Source organism: Caldisalinibacter kiritimatiensis (assembly GCF_000387765.1).
GTDB classification, from domain to species: domain Bacteria; phylum Bacillota; class Clostridia; order Tissierellales; family Caldisalinibacteraceae; genus Caldisalinibacter; species Caldisalinibacter kiritimatiensis.
In genome coordinates, this window is record NZ_ARZA01000130.1 from 1 (window position 1) to 19,276 (window position 19,276).

Annotated in this window: 19 protein-coding genes and 1 other annotated feature; of the genes, 2 read left to right on the forward strand and 17 right to left on the reverse strand. The window is 29.6% G+C overall.

All coding sequences use genetic code 11. The features are described from left to right. Window positions 1-626 (forward strand): threonine/serine exporter family protein (locus L21TH_RS06225; RefSeq protein ID WP_034429490.1); only part of this gene is annotated, 626 nt, incomplete at its 5' end. Between the two features lie 12 nt (window positions 627-638). Continuing rightward, on the forward strand, window positions 639-1,097 hold the full coding sequence (locus L21TH_RS06230; protein ID WP_006312008.1) for a threonine/serine exporter family protein: 459 nt from the start codon (window positions 639-641) through the stop codon (window positions 1,095-1,097). Here L21TH_RS06230 and L21TH_RS06235 read toward each other — a convergent pair. From L21TH_RS06235 to secD, 17 genes are all read right to left on the reverse strand, one after another. After that, window positions 1,094-1,432, reverse strand: a complete 339-nt coding sequence (locus tag L21TH_RS06235) for a thioredoxin family protein (RefSeq protein ID WP_006312009.1) — start codon at window positions 1,430-1,432, stop codon at window positions 1,094-1,096. The genes L21TH_RS06230 and L21TH_RS06235 overlap by 4 nt on opposite strands. 78 nt (window positions 1,433-1,510) lie before the next feature. Next, window positions 1,511-1,780, reverse strand: a complete 270-nt coding sequence (locus L21TH_RS06240; protein ID WP_006312010.1) for a metal-sensitive transcriptional regulator — start codon at window positions 1,778-1,780, stop codon at window positions 1,511-1,513. Window positions 1,781-1,818: 38 nt separating this feature from the next. Then, on the reverse strand, window positions 1,819-2,244 hold the full coding sequence (locus tag L21TH_RS06245; protein WP_006312011.1) for a SoxR reducing system RseC family protein: 426 nt from the start codon (window positions 2,242-2,244) through the stop codon (window positions 1,819-1,821). 37 nt (window positions 2,245-2,281) lie between these two features. Continuing rightward, window positions 2,282-2,998, reverse strand: coding sequence for a tRNA threonylcarbamoyladenosine dehydratase (locus L21TH_RS06250; protein WP_006312012.1), 717 nt, complete (start codon window positions 2,996-2,998; stop codon window positions 2,282-2,284). 151 nt (window positions 2,999-3,149) lie between these two features. After that, window positions 3,150-4,937, reverse strand: coding sequence for an aspartate--tRNA ligase (aspS, locus tag L21TH_RS06255; protein WP_006312013.1), 1,788 nt, complete (start codon window positions 4,935-4,937; stop codon window positions 3,150-3,152). A gap of 5 nt (window positions 4,938-4,942) precedes the next feature. Continuing rightward, window positions 4,943-6,208, reverse strand: coding sequence for a histidine--tRNA ligase (gene hisS, locus L21TH_RS06260; protein ID WP_006312016.1), 1,266 nt, complete (start codon window positions 6,206-6,208; stop codon window positions 4,943-4,945). Window positions 6,209-6,266: 58 nt separating this feature from the next. Beyond that, window positions 6,267-6,476 (reverse strand) — a binding site (T-box leader). Window positions 6,477-6,510: 34 nt separating this feature from the next. Next, a complete protein-coding gene (hemZ, locus tag L21TH_RS06265) occupies window positions 6,511-7,998 on the reverse strand; it encodes a coproporphyrinogen dehydrogenase HemZ (protein WP_006312018.1) in 1,488 nt (495 codons plus the stop codon). Window positions 7,999-8,010: 12 nt separating this feature from the next. Next, on the reverse strand, window positions 8,011-8,190 hold the full coding sequence (locus tag L21TH_RS06270; protein WP_006312021.1) for a hypothetical protein: 180 nt from the start codon (window positions 8,188-8,190) through the stop codon (window positions 8,011-8,013). Window positions 8,191-8,260: 70 nt separating this feature from the next. Then, complete coding sequence (locus L21TH_RS06275) at window positions 8,261-8,878, reverse strand: MBL fold metallo-hydrolase (RefSeq protein WP_006312024.1); 618 nt, start codon at window positions 8,876-8,878, stop codon at window positions 8,261-8,263. Window positions 8,879-8,890: 12 nt separating this feature from the next. Continuing rightward, window positions 8,891-9,340 carry a D-aminoacyl-tRNA deacylase gene (gene dtd, locus L21TH_RS06280; protein WP_006312026.1) on the reverse strand — a complete coding sequence of 150 codons (450 nt, stop codon included), beginning with the start codon at window positions 9,338-9,340 and terminating at the stop codon, window positions 8,891-8,893. Between the two features lie 14 nt (window positions 9,341-9,354). Further along, window positions 9,355-11,514: a RelA/SpoT family protein gene (locus L21TH_RS06285; protein WP_006312028.1), complete on the reverse strand. Its 2,160-nt coding sequence runs from the start codon at window positions 11,512-11,514 to the stop codon at window positions 9,355-9,357. A 128-nt stretch (window positions 11,515-11,642) separates the two neighbouring features. Continuing rightward, entirely contained in the window at window positions 11,643-12,155 is a 513-nt protein-coding gene (locus tag L21TH_RS06290; protein ID WP_006312029.1) for an adenine phosphoribosyltransferase, read from the reverse strand. Between the two features lie 18 nt (window positions 12,156-12,173). Beyond that, window positions 12,174-14,675: a single-stranded-DNA-specific exonuclease RecJ gene (gene recJ, locus L21TH_RS06295; protein WP_006312030.1), complete on the reverse strand. Its 2,502-nt coding sequence runs from the start codon at window positions 14,673-14,675 to the stop codon at window positions 12,174-12,176. An 88-nt stretch (window positions 14,676-14,763) separates the two neighbouring features. After that, window positions 14,764-15,162, reverse strand: a complete 399-nt coding sequence (locus L21TH_RS06300) for a LapA family protein (protein ID WP_006312032.1) — start codon at window positions 15,160-15,162, stop codon at window positions 14,764-14,766. 18 nt (window positions 15,163-15,180) lie between these two features. Continuing rightward, window positions 15,181-16,866, reverse strand: coding sequence for an ABC1 kinase family protein (locus L21TH_RS06305; protein ID WP_006312034.1), 1,686 nt, complete (start codon window positions 16,864-16,866; stop codon window positions 15,181-15,183). 166 nt (window positions 16,867-17,032) lie between these two features. After that, complete coding sequence (gene secF, locus L21TH_RS14935; protein WP_006312035.1) at window positions 17,033-17,920, reverse strand: protein translocase subunit SecF; 888 nt, start codon at window positions 17,918-17,920, stop codon at window positions 17,033-17,035. Window positions 17,921-17,934: 14 nt separating this feature from the next. After that, complete coding sequence (secD, locus tag L21TH_RS14940) at window positions 17,935-19,209, reverse strand: protein translocase subunit SecD (RefSeq protein WP_006312036.1); 1,275 nt, start codon at window positions 19,207-19,209, stop codon at window positions 17,935-17,937. Between the last annotated feature and the right edge of the window lie 67 nt (window positions 19,210-19,276).

Genomic DNA, 19,276 nt, shown 5'->3' on the forward strand with positions numbered 1-19,276 from the left:
CAGAATCTTTCGTAACACCTACAGGCATATTTCTTTCAGTAGAATACCAAAATGAAGTTTTAACTTATATTAAAAGAATAAAAAGTATAAAAATAGACTTAAATAAAATTGCTTTAGTCAATGACTTTTCTAGAAAATTTGTTGAAGGAAAAATTTCTATGAATGAAGCTTTAAATCTATTAGAAGAAATTGATAATGCAGGAGATTATAAAAGCATTTTAAAATTATTTTTTGGAGGTATAGCGGGAGCTTTCTTTTGCTTAATGTTCGGTGGGTCTATGCTTGATTTTATAGCTACTTTTTTCATTAGTTCTATAGTAGTTTTAATATCAGCGCATCTTGGAAAAAGAAATGTAACTTTCTTTTTAAGTAATGTTATTGGTTCTATAGCAGCAACCATTTTAGCTATAATTTTTTCTATGACTTCTTTAAGTTTTAGTATTGATAAGATAATTATAGGTTCAATTATGCCTTTAGTTCCAGGTGTAGCAATAACAAACGCAATTAGAGATTCAATTTCAGGTGACTTTCTATCAGGTCTATCTAGGTCTCTTGAAGCTATAATTATAGCTTTAGCAATAGCATTTGGAGTTGGAGTAACTTTAAAGTTTCAATTAATTTTTTAGGAGGATGTAATAATGTATATATTAAATCAGTTAATCTACGCATTCTTATCAGCAATAGGATTTTCTATAATTTTTCATATACCAAAAGATTCAGTTATTAAATCTGGATTAGCTGGAGCTTTAGGTTGGGTTGTTTTTTTGATAACTAAAACTAATTTATCATCTCCTGTTGCAGGAGCATTTTGGGGAGCTATAACTGTAGGAATTCTAGGTGAATTATTTGCACGATTTTTCAAAAAACCAGCAACAGTGTTTATAATTCCAGGCATTGTACCATTAGTCCCAGGTGCAGGAATGTACTACACAATGTCTGCAATTACAGAAAGTAGATTTATTGATGCTGCTAATATAGGTAGTGAAACTTTATTTGTAGCTGCATCAATTGCAAGTGGTATTTTAGTTTCTTCATCTATTAGTAGAATGATTAAAAGAAATTTTAAAATAAAAAAAAATATAGAAAAAACTGCTTAACAGCAGTTTTTTATTATTATCATAATATTTAGTTTAAGCAGTTCTTTATCCATAGAACCAGTAAATCTTTTTACTTCATTTCCCTTATAAAAAAACACCATAGTTGGTAAGCTAATTATTTCAAAATTCTTAGCTAATTTCTTATTTTTATTATAATCTACCTTATAAACATCTACATTTGCTTTATAAGTGTGCTTTATATTTATTAGCGTTTTCTCTAAATCAAAGCAAGGATTCCAATTTTCAGAACAAAATAGTAATATAACTATTTTGTCAGAATCGAAAACTTGTTTTTCTATTGATTCAATTGAAATTTCAGATAACCTTTCACTCATAAAGGTCCTCCTTACAAATTACTTTTATAATTTTATATCTTTAGTAATTTATATTAATAAAAATGGACCTTTATTACTTTATTTTGTGTATTTTAACATTACATCTATTAATTCTTCAAGTACTTCGTCCTTTTCTTTATCCTCCATATAATCTTTTATGCAGTCTTTCATATGATATTCTAATATCAATCCACCTACTTTATTAAGTGCAGCCCTTGCTGCTGCTATTTGTATTAGTATATCTCCACAATATTTCTGTTCTTCTACCATTCTCTGTATTCCTTTTACCTGCCCTTCAATTCTTCTCAATCTTTTTAATATCGAATCCGTATCTTTTATTGGTTCCATAGTATGCCTCCTATCTAAAATATACTAAATACAATACATCAGTCTAAAATTCTTACCATTTCAAAGTCAATGCTATTATTTCTTTTTATTTTATTATCTACTATTCGTAAAATTACGTATGATATCCCTAATGCTACTAGTCCTGTTAATAACCCTATAGATTCATAATTATCAAATCCCAATCCTTTAAATACATATATTCCTAATGCTATTCCAACTACCATTAAAACTAAAGGTATAATATATACTAAAAAAGCTGATTTTAATATCGTCTTTGTTCTAGTTCTTACCTCTACATAATCTCCTTTTTTAGCTCCTATTGTATTATCTATATCAACTGTTAATCCAGGTACGCTACAGCTTCCACTACATGTTGAGCAACTATCTCCACATGATGTTACTCTTCTAACAATTACCGTTGCCTTATTTCCTTCTACTTTACTTACAAAACCTACTTGTTCCATTTTTATTCCTCCTCTCTTTTATAATGAACCTTATATCTTAATTTTTTTGCTTTATTAAATCCTTTATTACTTCAGACGCTATTATTAAACCCGCTACTGAAGGTACAAAAGAAATGCTACCTGGTGTCTGATTTCTTCTATCCTCTTGTTCGTCTTGTTTTTGGGGTTTGATTGGTTTTTCTTCTGAATATACAACCTTTAATTCTTTTATTCCTCTTCTTCGCAACTCTTTTCTCATAACCTTTGCTAAAGGACATACTTTAGTTTCATATATATCTGCAACCTTAAACATGGTTGGATTAAGCTTATTTCCCGTTCCCATACTACTTATTATTGGTGTATCCATTTTCTTGCATTTCTCAATTAAATCTAATTTAGACGAAACCATATCTATAGCATCTACTACATAATCATACTCACTCGAAAGTAAATCATTTGCCGTTTCGCTATTGTATAATTTATTATATGCAATTACATTTGCTTCAGGATTAATATCTAGTATCCTTTTCTTCATTACTTCGACCTTTACTTTTCCAACTGTATTCATACTTGCATGTAATTGTCTGTTTATATTTGTAATATCTACTGTATCAAAATCTATTAATATCAAAGTACCTACACCACATCTTACAAGCCCTTCAACAACATATGAGCCTACTCCACCTATACCAAAAACTGCTACTTTACTTTCTTTTAACTTTTTTAAATTATATTTTCCTATTATCATTTCTGTTCTATGGAATGGATTAAACATTATCTGCACCTCTTGCTGAATTTTTATTATTAGTATTACCCCTAGGAGGTAATACTACCCTATAGTAAATGATAGCATATATTTAACACATAATCAATATAAGGTTTTGCTAAGTTTTGGAAAAAGCAAAGGCTAAGATTAAATCTTAGCCCTACTCTTTATCTTCACTTTCAAGTTGAATGTGTAGCTCTTCTAGTTGCTTTTCAAATACATTAGTTGGCGCATCAGTTAATAGACAAGTTGCACTTTGTGTTTTAGGGAACGCAATAACGTCTCTTATATTATCACTATCTGTTAGAAGCATAATCAGTCTGTCAAAACCATAAGCTATACCACCATGTGGTGGAGTACCATATTTAAATGCTTCAAGTAAAAATCCAAATTTATCCCATGCTTCTTCCATTGTAAAACCTAATGCTTTAAACATTTTTTCTTGTAATTCAGAGTTATTAATCCTTATACTTCCTCCGCCAATCTCATCACCGTTTATAACTATATCGTAAGCCTTGGCTCTTACCTTTTCTGGTTCAGTTTCCAATAAATCTATATCTTCATCCATTGGATGAGTGAACGGATGGTGCTTAGCAACATATCTACCTTCTTCTTCATCATATTCAAATAATGGGAACTCTGTTATCCAAACCAATTTAAACTCATCTTTATTTATTACATCTAAACGCTTAGCAACTTCAATTCTTAATGCTCCAAGAGAATCAAATACTACAGAAGGTTTGTCAGCAACAATTAATAATAAATCACCTGGTTTACCTTCCATTCTTTCAATAATAGCATCTAGTTCTTCTTCCTTTAAAAACTTCGCAATAGGTGATGTAATCCCTTCTTCTGTTACTTTAATCCAAGCTAAACCCTTAGCTCCATATGTCTTAACAAACTTTTCTAATTTCTTAATATCCTTTTTAGAAATATCATCAGCATACCCATCTACATTAATTCCTCTAACTTCTCCTCCATTTTCGATAGTACCACTAAATACTTTAAACTCTGAATCTTTTACTATATCACTTATATTTCTAAGCTCAAATCCAAATCTTAAATCTGGTTTATCTGAACCGAATCTTTCCATTGCTTCTTTATATGTCATTCTTTGAATAGGCAATTCTATCTCTATTCCTTTTACTTCTTTGAATATATTATATATAAGCTTTTCGTTAATGCTTATAACATCCTCAATATCAACAAATGACATTTCTATATCTATTTGAGTAAATTCTGGCTGTCTATTAGCTCTTAAATCTTCATCTCTAAAACACTTAACTATTTGATAGTATCTATCCATTCCTGATACCATTAATAATTGTTTCATTATCTGTGGTGACTGTGGTAATGCATAGAATTTTCCTGGATTAACTCTACTCGGTACTAAATAGTCCCTAGCTCCTTCTGGAGTTGGTTTTGACAGCATAGGTGTTTCTATCTCAACAAAATTATTACTATCTAAGAAATCTCTAACTACTTTTGCTGTTTTGTGTCTAATTTTTAAGTTTTCTTGCATTCTAGGTTTTCTTAAATCTAAGTATCTATATTTTAATCTCATTGCTTCTGATACGTCATCATCGTCTTTTATATAAATAGGAGGAGTTTCTGCTTCATCTAATATTTTTAGTTCTTCAGCAAATACTTCTATCTCACCTGTTGGAAGTTCTTCATTTACTGACTGTCTTTTTTGAACTTTTCCTCTTACTGCTATTACATATTCACTTCTAATACTATCTGCTTTGTTAAATGCATCTTCAGAAACATCTTTATCAAATACAATTTGTACAATTCCTGAAGTATCTCTTAAATCGGTAAATATAAGACCACCTAAATTTCTTCTTTTTTGTACCCATCCCATAAGTATTACTTCTTCATTTTCATTTTCAATTCTAAGAGTTCCGCACATATGAGTGCGTCTTAAATTTCCCATTGATTCTGCCATTTTTACTACCTCCCCAGTTTATTTTTCAATATTTCTACTATATTGCTTAATTTAATTTCCTCTTGTTCTCCCGTCTTCATATTTTTTAAAGTTACAACATCTTTTTCTATTTCATCGTCACCTATAACAATTGTATAAGTAGCATTTATTTTGTTAGAATACTTAAACTGAGCTTTAATACTTCTATCTAAATAATCCTTATCAGCTGAAATATTATTATTTCTTAGTTTATATAGTAGTTTAAACGCTTCTTTCTCTGCTCTTTCTCCTATTGTCACAACAAATACATCCGGACCTGTCGGTTCTTCTATTTCTATACCATTATTTTCTAGGGTTAACAATAATCTTTCTATTCCCATTCCAAATCCTACAGCTGGTGTTTTAGGTCCACCTATTTCTTCAATTAAACCGTCGTATCTTCCACCACCACAAACTGTTGACTTTGCTCCTATTTCTTTAGATATAAACTCAAATGCTGTCTTAGTATAATAATCTAGTCCTCTAACAATTTTAGGGTCAACGACAAAGTCAATACCAAGTTCATTTAGATATTCTTTTACACTTTCAAAATGTACTTTACAATCATCACATAAATAATCAACCATTAATGGAGCATCTTCTAATTCTGCTTGGCAACTTTCATTTTTACAATCAAGAATTCTCATTGGATTCTTTTCATATCTACTATTACATGTTTTACATAACTTATCTAATTTATCGCTTAAATATTCTTTTAATATTTTATTATACTCTTTTCTACATTGTGGACATCCAATACTGTTTATATGAAGTTCTATATCCTTAACACCTAATTTATTATAAATAGTAGAAACTATACTTATAACTTCTGCATCTATTGCTGGACTTTCACTACCGTATACTTCTATACCAAATTGATGATGTTCTCTAAGTCTTCCTTTTTGAGGTCTTTCATATCTATACACTGGAGTTATATAAAAAATCTTTGTTGGTTGTGCTTCAGCATATAACTTATTTTCTATAAACAATCTAGCTGCAGGTGCAGTCCCTTCAGCCTTTAATGTAATGCTTCTTCCACCTCTGTCTTCAAATGTATACATTTCTTTTTGCACTACATCTGTAGTTTCTCCTACTCCTCTTTCAAATAATTCTGTGTGCTCAAATCCTGGAGTCCTTATTTCTTTATATCCAAATTTTTCACAGACTTCTCTAAATAATTCTTCTACATGCTGCCATTTATACGAATCTGATGGTACTACGTCTTTAGTCCCTCTTGGTGCTTTTGTTAACATATACTCACTCCTTTCTATAAATTAAAAACCTCTCATCTCTGTCAATATTTATACTATTGACAGGGACGAGAGGCAATATTCCCGCGGTGCCACCCTATTTGGATATAAAAATCCCACTTAGGTGTCATTAACGCTGACTAACGAGTAGACTTTCTAGTTCATCTACCTACTCCGAGGTGTCTTCGTTAAATGTTAGCACCGGATTTCCACCATCACCGGCTCTCTATAGCTAAGGGATTTAACTACTCTTCCTCATCATAGTATTAAATATTCGATTACTTTTTTACATTATAATTTAACATCTATACCCTGTCAACAGGTTTTAGAAATTTTTTCTTCCTTTCTATCATTTCCTTTACTCTTTTATTGTACTCTACAACATTTTTAACATTTGGTACCCTCTCTAATCTGTTTTCACTAGGATAATATATTTTTGATATTCCTCCAGCACCAACTGCTATTATTGTTTGTCTTTCTTCCATTATAAGTATATTATAAATACATTCTTTATTTTTTTTAGTATAACCTACATTCTCAAAGTTACCTAGTATTTGTTTTTGTCTGTAAAGATAATATGGATACATGTCCATTTTCTCAGCATATTTTTTTGTTAACTCTAACATTTCTTCAATCTTATTTTGAGCAGTTAAACTATATTTAACTAACTTACTCCTTAATTTAGAAGCCCTTTTAATTGCCATTGTATGAACAGTTAAGTTTTCAGGATTGAGTCTTAAAACTTCTTCCATTGTATGTTTAAAATTGTTTATATCTTCGTTAGGTAAACCCACTATCAAGTCCATATTTATTGTATGAAAGCCTACTTCTTTAGCAAGTCTAAACGCCTCTATAATTTCTTGAGGGCTATGATGTCTACCTATCAGTGATAATGTATCAGTACACATGGTTTGAGGGTTTATACTAATCCTGTCTATTTCATTATTTTTCAGCATAACTAGCTTATCTTTGTCTATTGTGTCTGGACGTCCTGCTTCTACGGTAAATTCTTTTATATCAGTACCAAAGCAACTATATACTTCTTTAATTATCTTATCCAAGTTCTCTTTAGGAATAGATGTAGGTGTTCCTCCACCTATATAAACAGTTTGAATCTTTTTATCTGCTAACAACTCTGCTGTTTGTTTTATTTCCATTAATAGATTCTCTGTGTATTCATCTACTAGATGTCCCCATTTTTCAAGACTATGTGATGGAAATGAGCAATATAAACATCTTGTTGGGCAGAATGGTATACTTATATATAAACTAAATTTATCTTCATCTAAAGGATATAAAAATTTTCTTTCATTTGATGCTATATCAATTATTAATTTAGACTTTTCTAAAGAAACTTTATATTGTTTAGTTAGTACATCTTTTATCTCCTCGATTTTGCAACTCTTATCTAAAAGGTCATGTACTATCTTGGTTGGTCTTATGCCTGTTAAAATACCCCATGGTGCATTTACGCTTGTTATCTGAGATAAAGCCTCATATAAACTTTGCTTAATTCCAAGCTTTATTTTTTTATTTAGATTATCTTCTTTTATATCTATATCAGATACTTTCTTGATTTCACTTTTACTAATACACTCATTATTCTTATAAACTATAGTTTCAATAAAATAATCATCGTTCTCTTGATAAAGTATATTCTCTATAAGAAGGCTTTGGTCATTTACCAAAGCCTCTTTTTTAATGAATTCAATTTTCTCATTAAAGTAAAATACTTTTATAATATTTTGTACCTCATATTTATAATCATGCCCTTTTAAGTAAACATTTATCATATCTATTTCTCCTTATCGATTTGTTTCTATGTCTTCAATAAGTTTTCTGACTTCTCTCTCAGATACTCCAAGTTCCTTCGCTATTTCAGATTTTTTTAAACCTCTTTCTTTTAGCTCCATAAAATCGTGAAAATCAACGTCCCTAAGTTCCCTACTTTTTCTTTTTCCTATAAATTCATAAATTTTATTCATTAAAACCCCTCCCAAAGATAGTTTACATTTATTTTTCCACATATCTTTAGGAGTATTCTTTCGTCTCATTTTATATAAACGGATTATTATTTTTCTCATATTCAACAGTAGTTGCTGGCCCATGACCAGGTAATATTTTTACTTTATCATCATAAACTAAAATTTTATTTTTTATTGAACTTATTATCTCTTCGAATGAACCACCTGGAAAGTCTGTTCTTCCTATAGAACCTGCAAATAGTGTATCTCCACTTAATATAATATCATCTAGTTTAATACATATACTTCCCTTCGTATGTCCTGGAGTATGTATGATTTGAGCCTTATGTTCTCCAATATTTATTATATCTCCATCCTTTAAAGTCTTATCTGGTACAATTTCAATATTTTCTATACTCATCATGCTAGACAAATTTTTATCTGCATCCTTTAGCATTTCTTCGTCTTCTTTATGTATTAAAACAGGTATACTTAGTTCTTTTTTTAGTTTAGGTAATCCACCTATATGGTCACCATGTCCATGAGTCAAAATTATATATTTAGGTTTTATTTTAAACTCTTCTAACGTTTTAACTATATTTTCTGCGTCTCCACCTGGGTCTACTATTATACCTTCTCTTGTGCTTTCACATCCTATAATATAGCAATTAGCTGCATATACGCCTAGTGGTAATCGTTCAATTATCACATGAAGCCCTCCTTAAAATACTTTTTTGCTGTCAAGTAATATAGTTACTGGACCATCGTTAACTAACTCAACATCCATATGCTCACCAAAAGCACCAGTTTCAACTTTTAGTCCATACTCCTTACACTTATCTACAAAATTTAAATATAATTTTTCAGCTATTTCAGGAGGAGCAGATTCCATAAAATTCGGTCTTCTACCTTTTCTTACATCTCCATAAAGAGTAAATTGAGATACTATTAGAAGCTCACCTTCTATATCTGCTACTGATAAATTAAGCTTGTCATTTTCATCTTCAAAAATTCTTAGATTGATAATTTTTTTTACTAAATAATCAATATCCTTATCATTATCGTCTTTTCCAACTCCAAGTAAAACTAATAGTCCTTTTTTTATTTCTCCAACTATTTCTCCATTAACTGTAACTTTAGCCTTTGAAACTCTTTGAACAACAGAACGCATACAAATCACCCCTTCTAAGTTAATACTCTGTATACATCTATTACACCCTCTATTTTTCTCATTTTTTTCATAAGATTAGTTAATTGTTCTATATCTTTGATTTCTAACGCTATACTAATTAATGCTATTTTTTCTTTGTTTGTTCTAGCATTTAAAGACGTTACAATAAGCTTAGATTCGGTTAAAACATGTGTTATTTCTGATAGTAATTTGGGTCTATCGCTAGCCTTTATTTCAATTTCAGCCAGATATGAACTTTTCTTATCTGTATTCCACTCTACTTCAATAAATCTTCCTTTACTTCCCAAATCATTTAAGTTCGGACAATCTTTACGGTGTACCGATACTCCTCTTCCCCTTGTTATATACCCTATAATTTCATCTCCAGGTACTGGATTGCAGCATTTAGCAAACCTTACTTTTATATTGTCAATCCCTTTTATATTAACGCCTTGATTAACTTTATAATCTCTTTTATTTTTATATTGAATTTGATTGACATTAACTTCTTCTTCCTTTTCTTCTTTATGACTTTCTTTATAAAGTTCCTTTAACTTTACTATAACTTGAGATAATGTTACACTACCATACCCTACTGAAGCATATAAGTCATCAATCGAATTATAGTTTAATTTCTCAGTTATTATTTTTAACCATTCATCTTTCAGTAATTCAGTTAACTTAAACCCTTGTCTCTTTACTTCTTTTTCTATTAACTCTTTACCTCTATTTATGTTTTGGTCTCTCTCTTCTTTTTTAAACCACTGTTTTATTTTGCTCTTAGCTTGACTGCTTTTCACAATTTTTAGCCAATCTCTACTTGGACCATTACTGTTTGATGACGTTAATATTTCTACTATATTTCCCGTTTTCAGTTTATAGTCTAAAGGTACTAATCTACCGTCTACTTTTGCACCAACACAATTATTCCCTACTGCAGTATGAACTCTGTATGCAAAATCTATTGGTGTTGAACCGGCAGGTAAATTGATAACATCTCCTTTAGGTGTAAACACAAAAACTTCATCGGTAAATAAATCAATTTTTAAAGACTCCATAAATTCTTTTGGGTCTTTTAATTCTTTTTGCCATTCTAACATTTGTCTAAGCCAAGCTAATTTGTTCTCAAACTCATCACTTTTATTTATTCCCTCTTTATATTTCCAATGGGCTGCTATACCATATTCAGCTGTTCTATGCATCTCCCATGTTCTGATTTGAATTTCTACAGGATCACCATTAGGTCCTATAACAGTTGTATGTAGCGATTGATACATATTAGGTTTAGGCATAGCTATATAATCCTTAAATCTTCCTGGTATTGGTTTCCACATAGTATGAACTATCCCTAAAACCCCATAGCAATCCTTGACTGTATCAACAATTACCCTAATAGCAGTTAAATCGTATATTTGTTCAAATATCTTATTTTGGTATACCATTTTTCTGTATATACTATAGAAGCTTTTTGGTCGTCCACTAATTTCATTTTCTATATCAGTTTCATTAAGTCTATTTTTCAATTTATTAATAACAAACTGAATATAAGCTTCTCTTTCTTTTCTTTTTTTATTAACTTTTTCTACTAATTCATAATACCCTTCAGGGTCTATATAACGTAATGACAAATCTTCTAACTCCCATTTTATCGCAGATATACCTAATCTGTGAGCAATTGGTGCATAAATCTCTAAAGTTTCTAACGCCTTTTCTTTCTTTTTAGATTCGGACATATACTCAAGGGTTCTAATATTATGAAGTCTATCTGCTAGTTTTATAATTATAACTCTGATATCTTTGGACATTGCTATGACCATTTTTCTTAAATTTTCTGCTTGTCTTTCTTGTTTAGATCTATATTTAAGTTTCTTTAATTTTGTTACTCCTTCTACCATGTTTGCGATTTCTAAACCAAATTCTTCCAAAAGCTTTTCAAATGTCAACTCTGTATCTTCTAATACATCATGAAGTAATCCTGCTGCAATAGTTGCTATATCCATGTTTAAATCAGCTAGAATCATAGCAACATTATAAGGATGTACGAAAAACCTCTCTCCTGAATTTCTAACCTGACCTTCATGTGCTCTTTCAGCAAAATTATATGCTTTAATAATCATCTGTAAATTTCCACTAGGATTATATTGTTCAATTCTTGTTATAAGGTTCTCTAACAATTTTATCACCTGCTCACACTTAAAAATTGTGTCTAAAAATATATAATTATAGTATATCACAATCCAATTTAATAAAAAACACTTAATAAGCATAATGGTTGGTTTTTCAACCAACCATTGATACTTAATTAGTATTTAACTAATGACTTAACATTATAATCCTCAAGTAGTTTTCTACCATTTAAGAATTCTAATTCGATAAAAAAGCCTATTCCTACTACTTCTCCACCTAATTCTTCTATCATTTTTACAGTAGAATGTACTGTTCCTCCAGTAGCTAACAAGTCATCTATAACTAATACCTTTTGCCCTGGTTTAATTGCATCTTTATGTATTTCTAATGTATCAGTTCCATACTCTAATTCATACTCAAAGCTAATAGTCTCTGCAGGTAGCTTCCCTGGTTTTCTTACAGGCACAAATCCAACACCTAGCTCATAAGCAAGTGGGGCTCCGATTAAAAATCCTCTTGCTTCTGGACCTACTACCATATCTACTTCTTCATTTCTAAAGGCCTCTGCTAGCTGATATATACACTCACGAAATGCATCTTTATCTTGAAGTACTGTTGTAATATCTTTAAAACTAATTCCTTCTTTTGGGAAACCTTCAATTACTCTAATTTTGCTTTTTAAGTCCATAATAATCCTCCTTTAATTCTATAAGTTTGCATATTGGTCCTTTATTGTAACCATTAATTTTTTTATTTCGTTAATAGACTTGTAAACATAAACATTATTAATATCTATTTTCTCATTAGGCTTTTCATTTAATTTTATGTAATAAAAGCCTGACTTTAGCTTATAATCAATTAAGTTACTTTCTTTTAATATATCTAGTGAAAATCTTAATATAAACTTATTTATACTTATACTATATTTATCCTTTACAAACTCAATGTATTTATCAATTTCTATCTTGAATACTTTTTGTTTTGCATTAATAATTGTTTTATATATAATTCTTAAAATATCGACTGATGGTATGATTTTTTCTAAAGCTTCTATATTATACTCTAAATCTGTATTATCAAACAAGTAAATCATACCGTCATTGTTATTTTCTTCAATATATCTATAATAAGAAGATGTAAATCCTAAATCATAAAATATAATTCTTTCATATTTATCTAAGTTAATCTCATTTAAGATTGGATTTATGACTATATTATTTGTTTTATCTGTATTGTCTAAATTAAAGGAAACAGATGTCTTTTTTATTAATTCTCGACCTGTAGTTTGCAATATCTTAAGTAACTTTAATACATTTAAATGATTATTTACTATTATTAAAGTTTTATAATCATTTTCTAGTTGCTTAACAATATCCTTAGAAGTCGTCTTATTAGATAAAAATGTAGATATATTGTCAACATTTATCTCGTTATCACATTCATTGTATAATATTCTTTTTAGAGAACAGTAATATTTATCAATAAAATTGACATTGTCATTATCAAGCTCTACTATTGAATTAATAGCTATTTGTACATTATTTTCATTGAAATAATCATTAATTTCTAATGCTCCAACTATATCTATAGAGTCATTTACATCAATTTCATCATAATAGTGTCCCATATTAAAACCTATACAATCTATTTCTACTCCATCAACCTCTATTTTTAGTTTTAAATGCTTATTATCATTTCCAACTTTTCTTATATTTTTTACTTTAGCTTCTTTTAGTAAAAATTGAGGTTTAGGATTGTCTATGCCAAATGGCTCTAATATTTCTAGCTCTTTTATTGTTTGCACAGATAAATGCTCGACATTCACTATACTATCAGTCACTATTTCAGGTATCAAATCCTCTTCATCTAATAATTCATTTGCTATTTCATTAATTTTAGCTCTAAAGTCTTCTATCTTTTCACGCTCTAGTGTCAATCCCGCTGCTTGTTTATGTCCTCCAAAATTAATAAATAATTCTTTACATCCACACAATGCATCATATATATTAAAGGTTGATATACTTCTTGCTGAACCTTTACCTTTGCCATCTTCAATAGTTATAACTACTGAAGGTCTGTGATACTTCTCAGTTATCCTAGAACTAACAATGCCTATAACACCGGGATGCCATCCTTCAGATGCTATCACTAAAACTCTTTCTTTATCTAAGTCTATATTGTTCTCTATATATTCTTCTGCTTCCTTTAAAATTTCCCTTTCAATATCTTGTCTCTTTTTATTTTCCTCATCAAGCATTTTTGCTAGTTTAGTAGCTTCTTGTTTGTCATGGGTAGTTAAAAGCTCTACTGCATATTTAGCTAATCCTATTCTTCCCATTGCATTTATTCTTGGACCTATTACAAAGCCTATATGTCCACTTGAAATTTCCTTTTCCTTTAATCCTGTGATTTCTATTAATGACTGTATACCACAGTTATTACATTTTTTTATAAATTTCAATCCATTCTTAACGATAATTCTATTCTCATCTGTTAATGACACAACATCAGCTACAGTGCCAATAGCAACTATAGGTAATAATTCTTGGTAATCAATTTCTACAGATAACTTATTTGCCAACGCTTGAACAAACTTAAACGCTACTCCTACCCCAGCCAACTTATCAAATGGGTATTCACAATTTATTCTATTTGGATTTACCACAGCAGTTGCCTTTGGTAGCTCACTTCCACATTGATGGTGGTCTGTAATAATAATTTCCATACCTAATTGATTACAGTATTCTACTTCAGCAATAGAAGTTATACCACAATCTACAGTAATAATCAAATGTCCTTTATTACTATGTATAAAGTCAAATGCATTCTTATTTAAACCATATCCCTCAGTTAATCTATCAGGAATATAGTAATCTACAGAAACTCCAATAGACTCAAAAAAATTTTTCAACAATGAAGTACTAGTAACACCGTCTACATCATAATCTCCATAAATCCATATGTTTTCTTTTTCCTCAATAGCTCTTATAACTCTTTTAACAGCTATATCCATGTCTTTTAATAAAAAAGGATTATAAAGCTTACTTATATCAGGATATAAAAACCTTTCGATAGCTTCAACACTGTCTATACCCCTATTAATTAATATTTTAGCTGTTAATTCTGAAATGCCAATTTTTTCAATTAACTCTTTAGTTTTATTATAATCATTATTGTAGACAGTAATTATTTTATCAAAGTCTAGCATTAAATCCACCTACTACCTTAAAAAGTGCATATATATATTATAGCGAATAGATTTTAAGTGTTCAACAAATAAATTTGTACATTTACTTTTACTCAACTGATTCGCTTTTTGCCTTTTCTTTATTACCATTTATTCTATTTTCTATATCTTCTTTACCACTTTTTATCATTTTTTCTTCAATACTTTTGTTTACTTCTAATTCTTTATTTAGCTCTAATATTCTAGTTTCTAATTCTTCATTTGTTTTACTCATCTCTTTAATTTTCTTATCTTGGTCTTTTAATTTTAGTTTTAATTTTACTTGTCTTACCACTCCCATAATAGAAACGATAAATGCTCCTAGAGCTGCTGATACAAAGATAACAATAGCTTGAGAAACTTCTACACTAGCAAATAAAAAATCTACTGAAACTACTTCACCATTCTGTAAAGCAAAAACAGCTATTATTATAGCAAAAACTAAAGAAAATATAAATCCTATTTGCATTTTTAATCACTCCTTTTTTTACTTTTTATCCTTTAACCAGTTCATTAAAATCGATATTACTAAGATTACTCCTAGTATACCAGCTGCAGAAAAGCCAATAAGGCCAACAGCTGAAATTCCAACTATAGTTGGGCCCACATCTGCTTGAATAATTAAAGATGAGCCTATAACTATTGAAGCAACTAATAAACTCAAAGATAATTTATTAGTCATTATATTTATTTGATTTTTAATTTTATCTAATTCTTCTATGTCTATTAAAATCTTCAATTGATTTTTTTCTACTTTTTGTAAAATATGATTAGTTCTTTTAGGAATACTTTTAAACTCTTTAAAACTTTGTGCTGAATAATTTTTTATTTCCTTTACTAAGCCTTTAGGATTAAGTTTTTCCTTTGATAATTCAACAAATATATCCTTTGATATCATTGACATATTAAACTTAGGATTTAATTTCCTACCAGTTCCTTCAATAGTCACAATTGCTCTTATTAAAAGTATTAATTGAGTAGGTAATCTCAGACTATGTCTATAAGCTACAGATAATATTTCTGTAAAAGCATCCCCAAAGTTAATCTTATTTATTGGAACATTAAAGTAATAATTTATAATATAATAAAGGTCCCTTTTTAATTTAACTAAATCTGTCTCACTAGTGACAGCATCCATTTCACAAAGACTTTCTACTATGCTATCGATATTTCTTTTATGTCCAGACTCTAATAATGTCACAATAAAGTCTAACGTTACTTTATCTATATACCCAACTATACCAAAATCTATAAAGCTAATTTTATTTTCATTAATTATCATAATATTCCCTGGATGGGGGTCTGCATGAAATAAACCGTGCTTAATAATTTGTTTCATAAACGCCTTTGCTCCTATTTGAGCTAACTTTTCCATATCGTAACCAGCTTGACGAATCTTATTTGTATCACTAACTTTAATACCATTTATTTTTTCCATAACTAAAACTTTTTTTGTAGTATATTCCCAATATATTTTAGGAACTAAAACGTTTGTATCATTCTTAAAATTTTCTCTAAATGCATCACAATTTTGCGCTTCATATGTATAATCTAATTCTTTTTTTATCGTATATGAAAATTCATTAACTATATCAACAGCTTTAAATGGACTATTATATGCAAAGTGTTCGTCTATTAACTTACCTATATTAAATAATATATCAATATCAGACTCAATGTTTTTTCTTATATTTGGTCTTTGTATCTTAACTACAACTTCTTCTCCATTTTTAAGAACCCCACTGTAAACCTGACCAATTGATGCCGCTGCTAAAGGTGTTTCTTCGAATTCTTTAAATACTTCATCTATCTTTAAACCTAATTGCTCATAAAAGATTTTCTTTGCTAAATCTAAATCGTATTCTTTAACTTTATCTTGTAGTAATGAAAGCTCGTTTACAATATCAGCTGGCAATAAGTCATATCTAGTACTCATTATTTGCCCAAATTTTATAAAAGTAGGTCCAAGTTCTTCTATAGCCATTCTTATACGTTCTGCTCTAGTGTATTTTTTCTTTAAGGTTATTGATTCTCTTAAAAAAAATCTACGGAAGTACCCTACTACATCCATTTTTTCTGATAAAGCATTAAAACCGTATTTCGCAAAGATAACTGCTATTTGCCTATACCTTTGAATATTTTTATATCTCTTCCCCAACCCCTTAACCTTCATTTTACCACTCCTTAATAGCAGCAATGTTATTTAATCTGTCGCTTTAAGTATACTACAACATCAATTATTTTGGTAATATTTTTACAATTCAGTTTTAATATTCTTTGTTATAATATTGCACAAATACCATAATATAATGCAAAAGCGACCCCTATGGTCGCTTAGTTTATACTCTATTTGGGTTATAATAATTTCTTTCTGAGGTTCTAGATACTAATAAGTACCAAACAGGACTTGCAATAAAAATAGAAGAATATGTTCCCGCTAATACTCCTACTATTAAAGGTAATGCAAAGTCTTTTATTGCTTCAACACCTAAAACATATAGAGTAACAATAGCTAACAATGTTGTAAAAGATGTGTTTATAGACCTAACGATTGTTTGAGATATACTTTTGTTAATAATATCTTCGTATTTTTCTTTTCTCATTTTCTTTATATTTTCTCTTATTCTATCAAATACAACAATTGTATCGTTAATAGAATATCCTACTATCGTTAACATCGCTGCAACAAAAGAACTATTTACAGGGATTCTTAATATAGCATATACTGCTAAAGCTATAAGTACATCGTGAACTAAAGCTATTATAGCTGAAATTCCAAATTTAAACTCAAATCTGAAAGTAATATATGCTAGTATTAATATAGTTGCAATAGTAACAGATATTAATGCTTTACGCTTAATTTCATTACCAATCTTAGGACTAAATTGGTTCTGATTTCTCAAATCCTCATCTTCAAGATTATATTTATCTTTAAATTGTTTGAAAATCTCCATTCTAGTTGCATTATTAAGGTCTTTAGTTGTTCTTATAATTATTTCTTTATTGTCTTCACCTGCGTGTAGTATACTAGCATTTTCATCATATTTATCTATAATATCTCTTGCTTCATTTACATCTATTTCCTTGCCTATATTTATCTGAATTAAAGTACCTCCAGTAAAATCTATACCTAAATTAAGACCTTTAACCATTGTCATCCCTAGACCTATAATTATTATAGCAAGTGAAATCATAAAGAATATATTTCTTCTTTTAATTATGCTCATCTATAATCCCCCTTCTAAGCACCGTACAGTTTCGTGTTTTTTGTTATATTCATCCCTATTACTAGCTTCAACATATATCGTGTTATAAATATTGCTGTTACCATTGAAGCTACTAAACCAATCAATAGAGTTACAGCAAATCCTCTTATCGGACCAGTACCTGCTACAAATAATACAATACCTGCGATTAAAGTAGTAATGTTAGCATCTAAAACAGTCACAAGTGCTTTTTTAAATCCTGAGTCAACAGATGCCCTTAAAGTTTTGCCTACTCTGATTTCTTCTTTTATTCTTTCAAAAATAACAACATTAGCATCAACAGCCATACCTATCGAAAGAATAAGACCCGCAATACCTGGTAGTGTAAGTCTTGCATCTAAATATATCATTGTTCCTAACACAATTAATATATAAACCGTAAGAGCGATATCAGCTATAACCCCTGGTATTCTATAATAAATTATCATAAATAGGAAAATTAATGCTAATCCTATCCCAGCTGCATATACACTTTTATTTAAAGATTCAAGTCCTAAGGTCGGTCCTACTACTGATGTTTCTACTTCTTTCATTTCAACTGGCAATGCACCTGCTCTTATTAGATTAGCAAGGTTACTAGCCTCTTCTAATGTAAATTCACCCACAATTACCGCCTTACCATTAGTTATTGGCCCATCATTTGGATTTACTGCTGGACTTGATATAACCTGCTCATCAAGAACTATATAAATTATTCTTTCCATTGCATCTTGCTTCGTTATTAACCTTTTTGTAGTATCAGCAAACTTTTTTGTACCCTCTTTATCGAATTCTAATGATACAACAGGTACTTGCTTTCCTAATGAATTTTGTTGAAAAGCAACTTCAGATTTTCTTACATTCTTACCTGTTACGACAACATTCCCTTCTGGGTCTATAAACTGTAATTGTGCTGTTTTACCTATCATTTCAATAGCTTGTTGAGGATTTTCTAATCCAGCTAACTCTATTCTTATTCTCTTTTTACCTTCAATTGTAATATTAGGCTCAGTAACTCCTAATCCATTAACTCTTTGTTCTATAATAGCTCTTGTTTGCTCCATTAGTTTTTCTAGTTCAGCTCCTGTAGCATCAGTCTGTGCCTCAAGAACAACGTATACTCCCCCTGCTAAGTCCAGTCCAAGCTTTAACTCTTCTTTAACAGGTACAACTTCATATTTTCCTAAATCAATTCCATAAATTGCTGAATAAGAGAATACTCCAACTACTAGAAGTATCGCAAGAAATATAATTGTATGTTTTGCTTTCATTTGTCATTCCCCCTTCGAATGTTCATAAAATAATTATATACTTCTGTAATTTATAAGTCAATTTCCC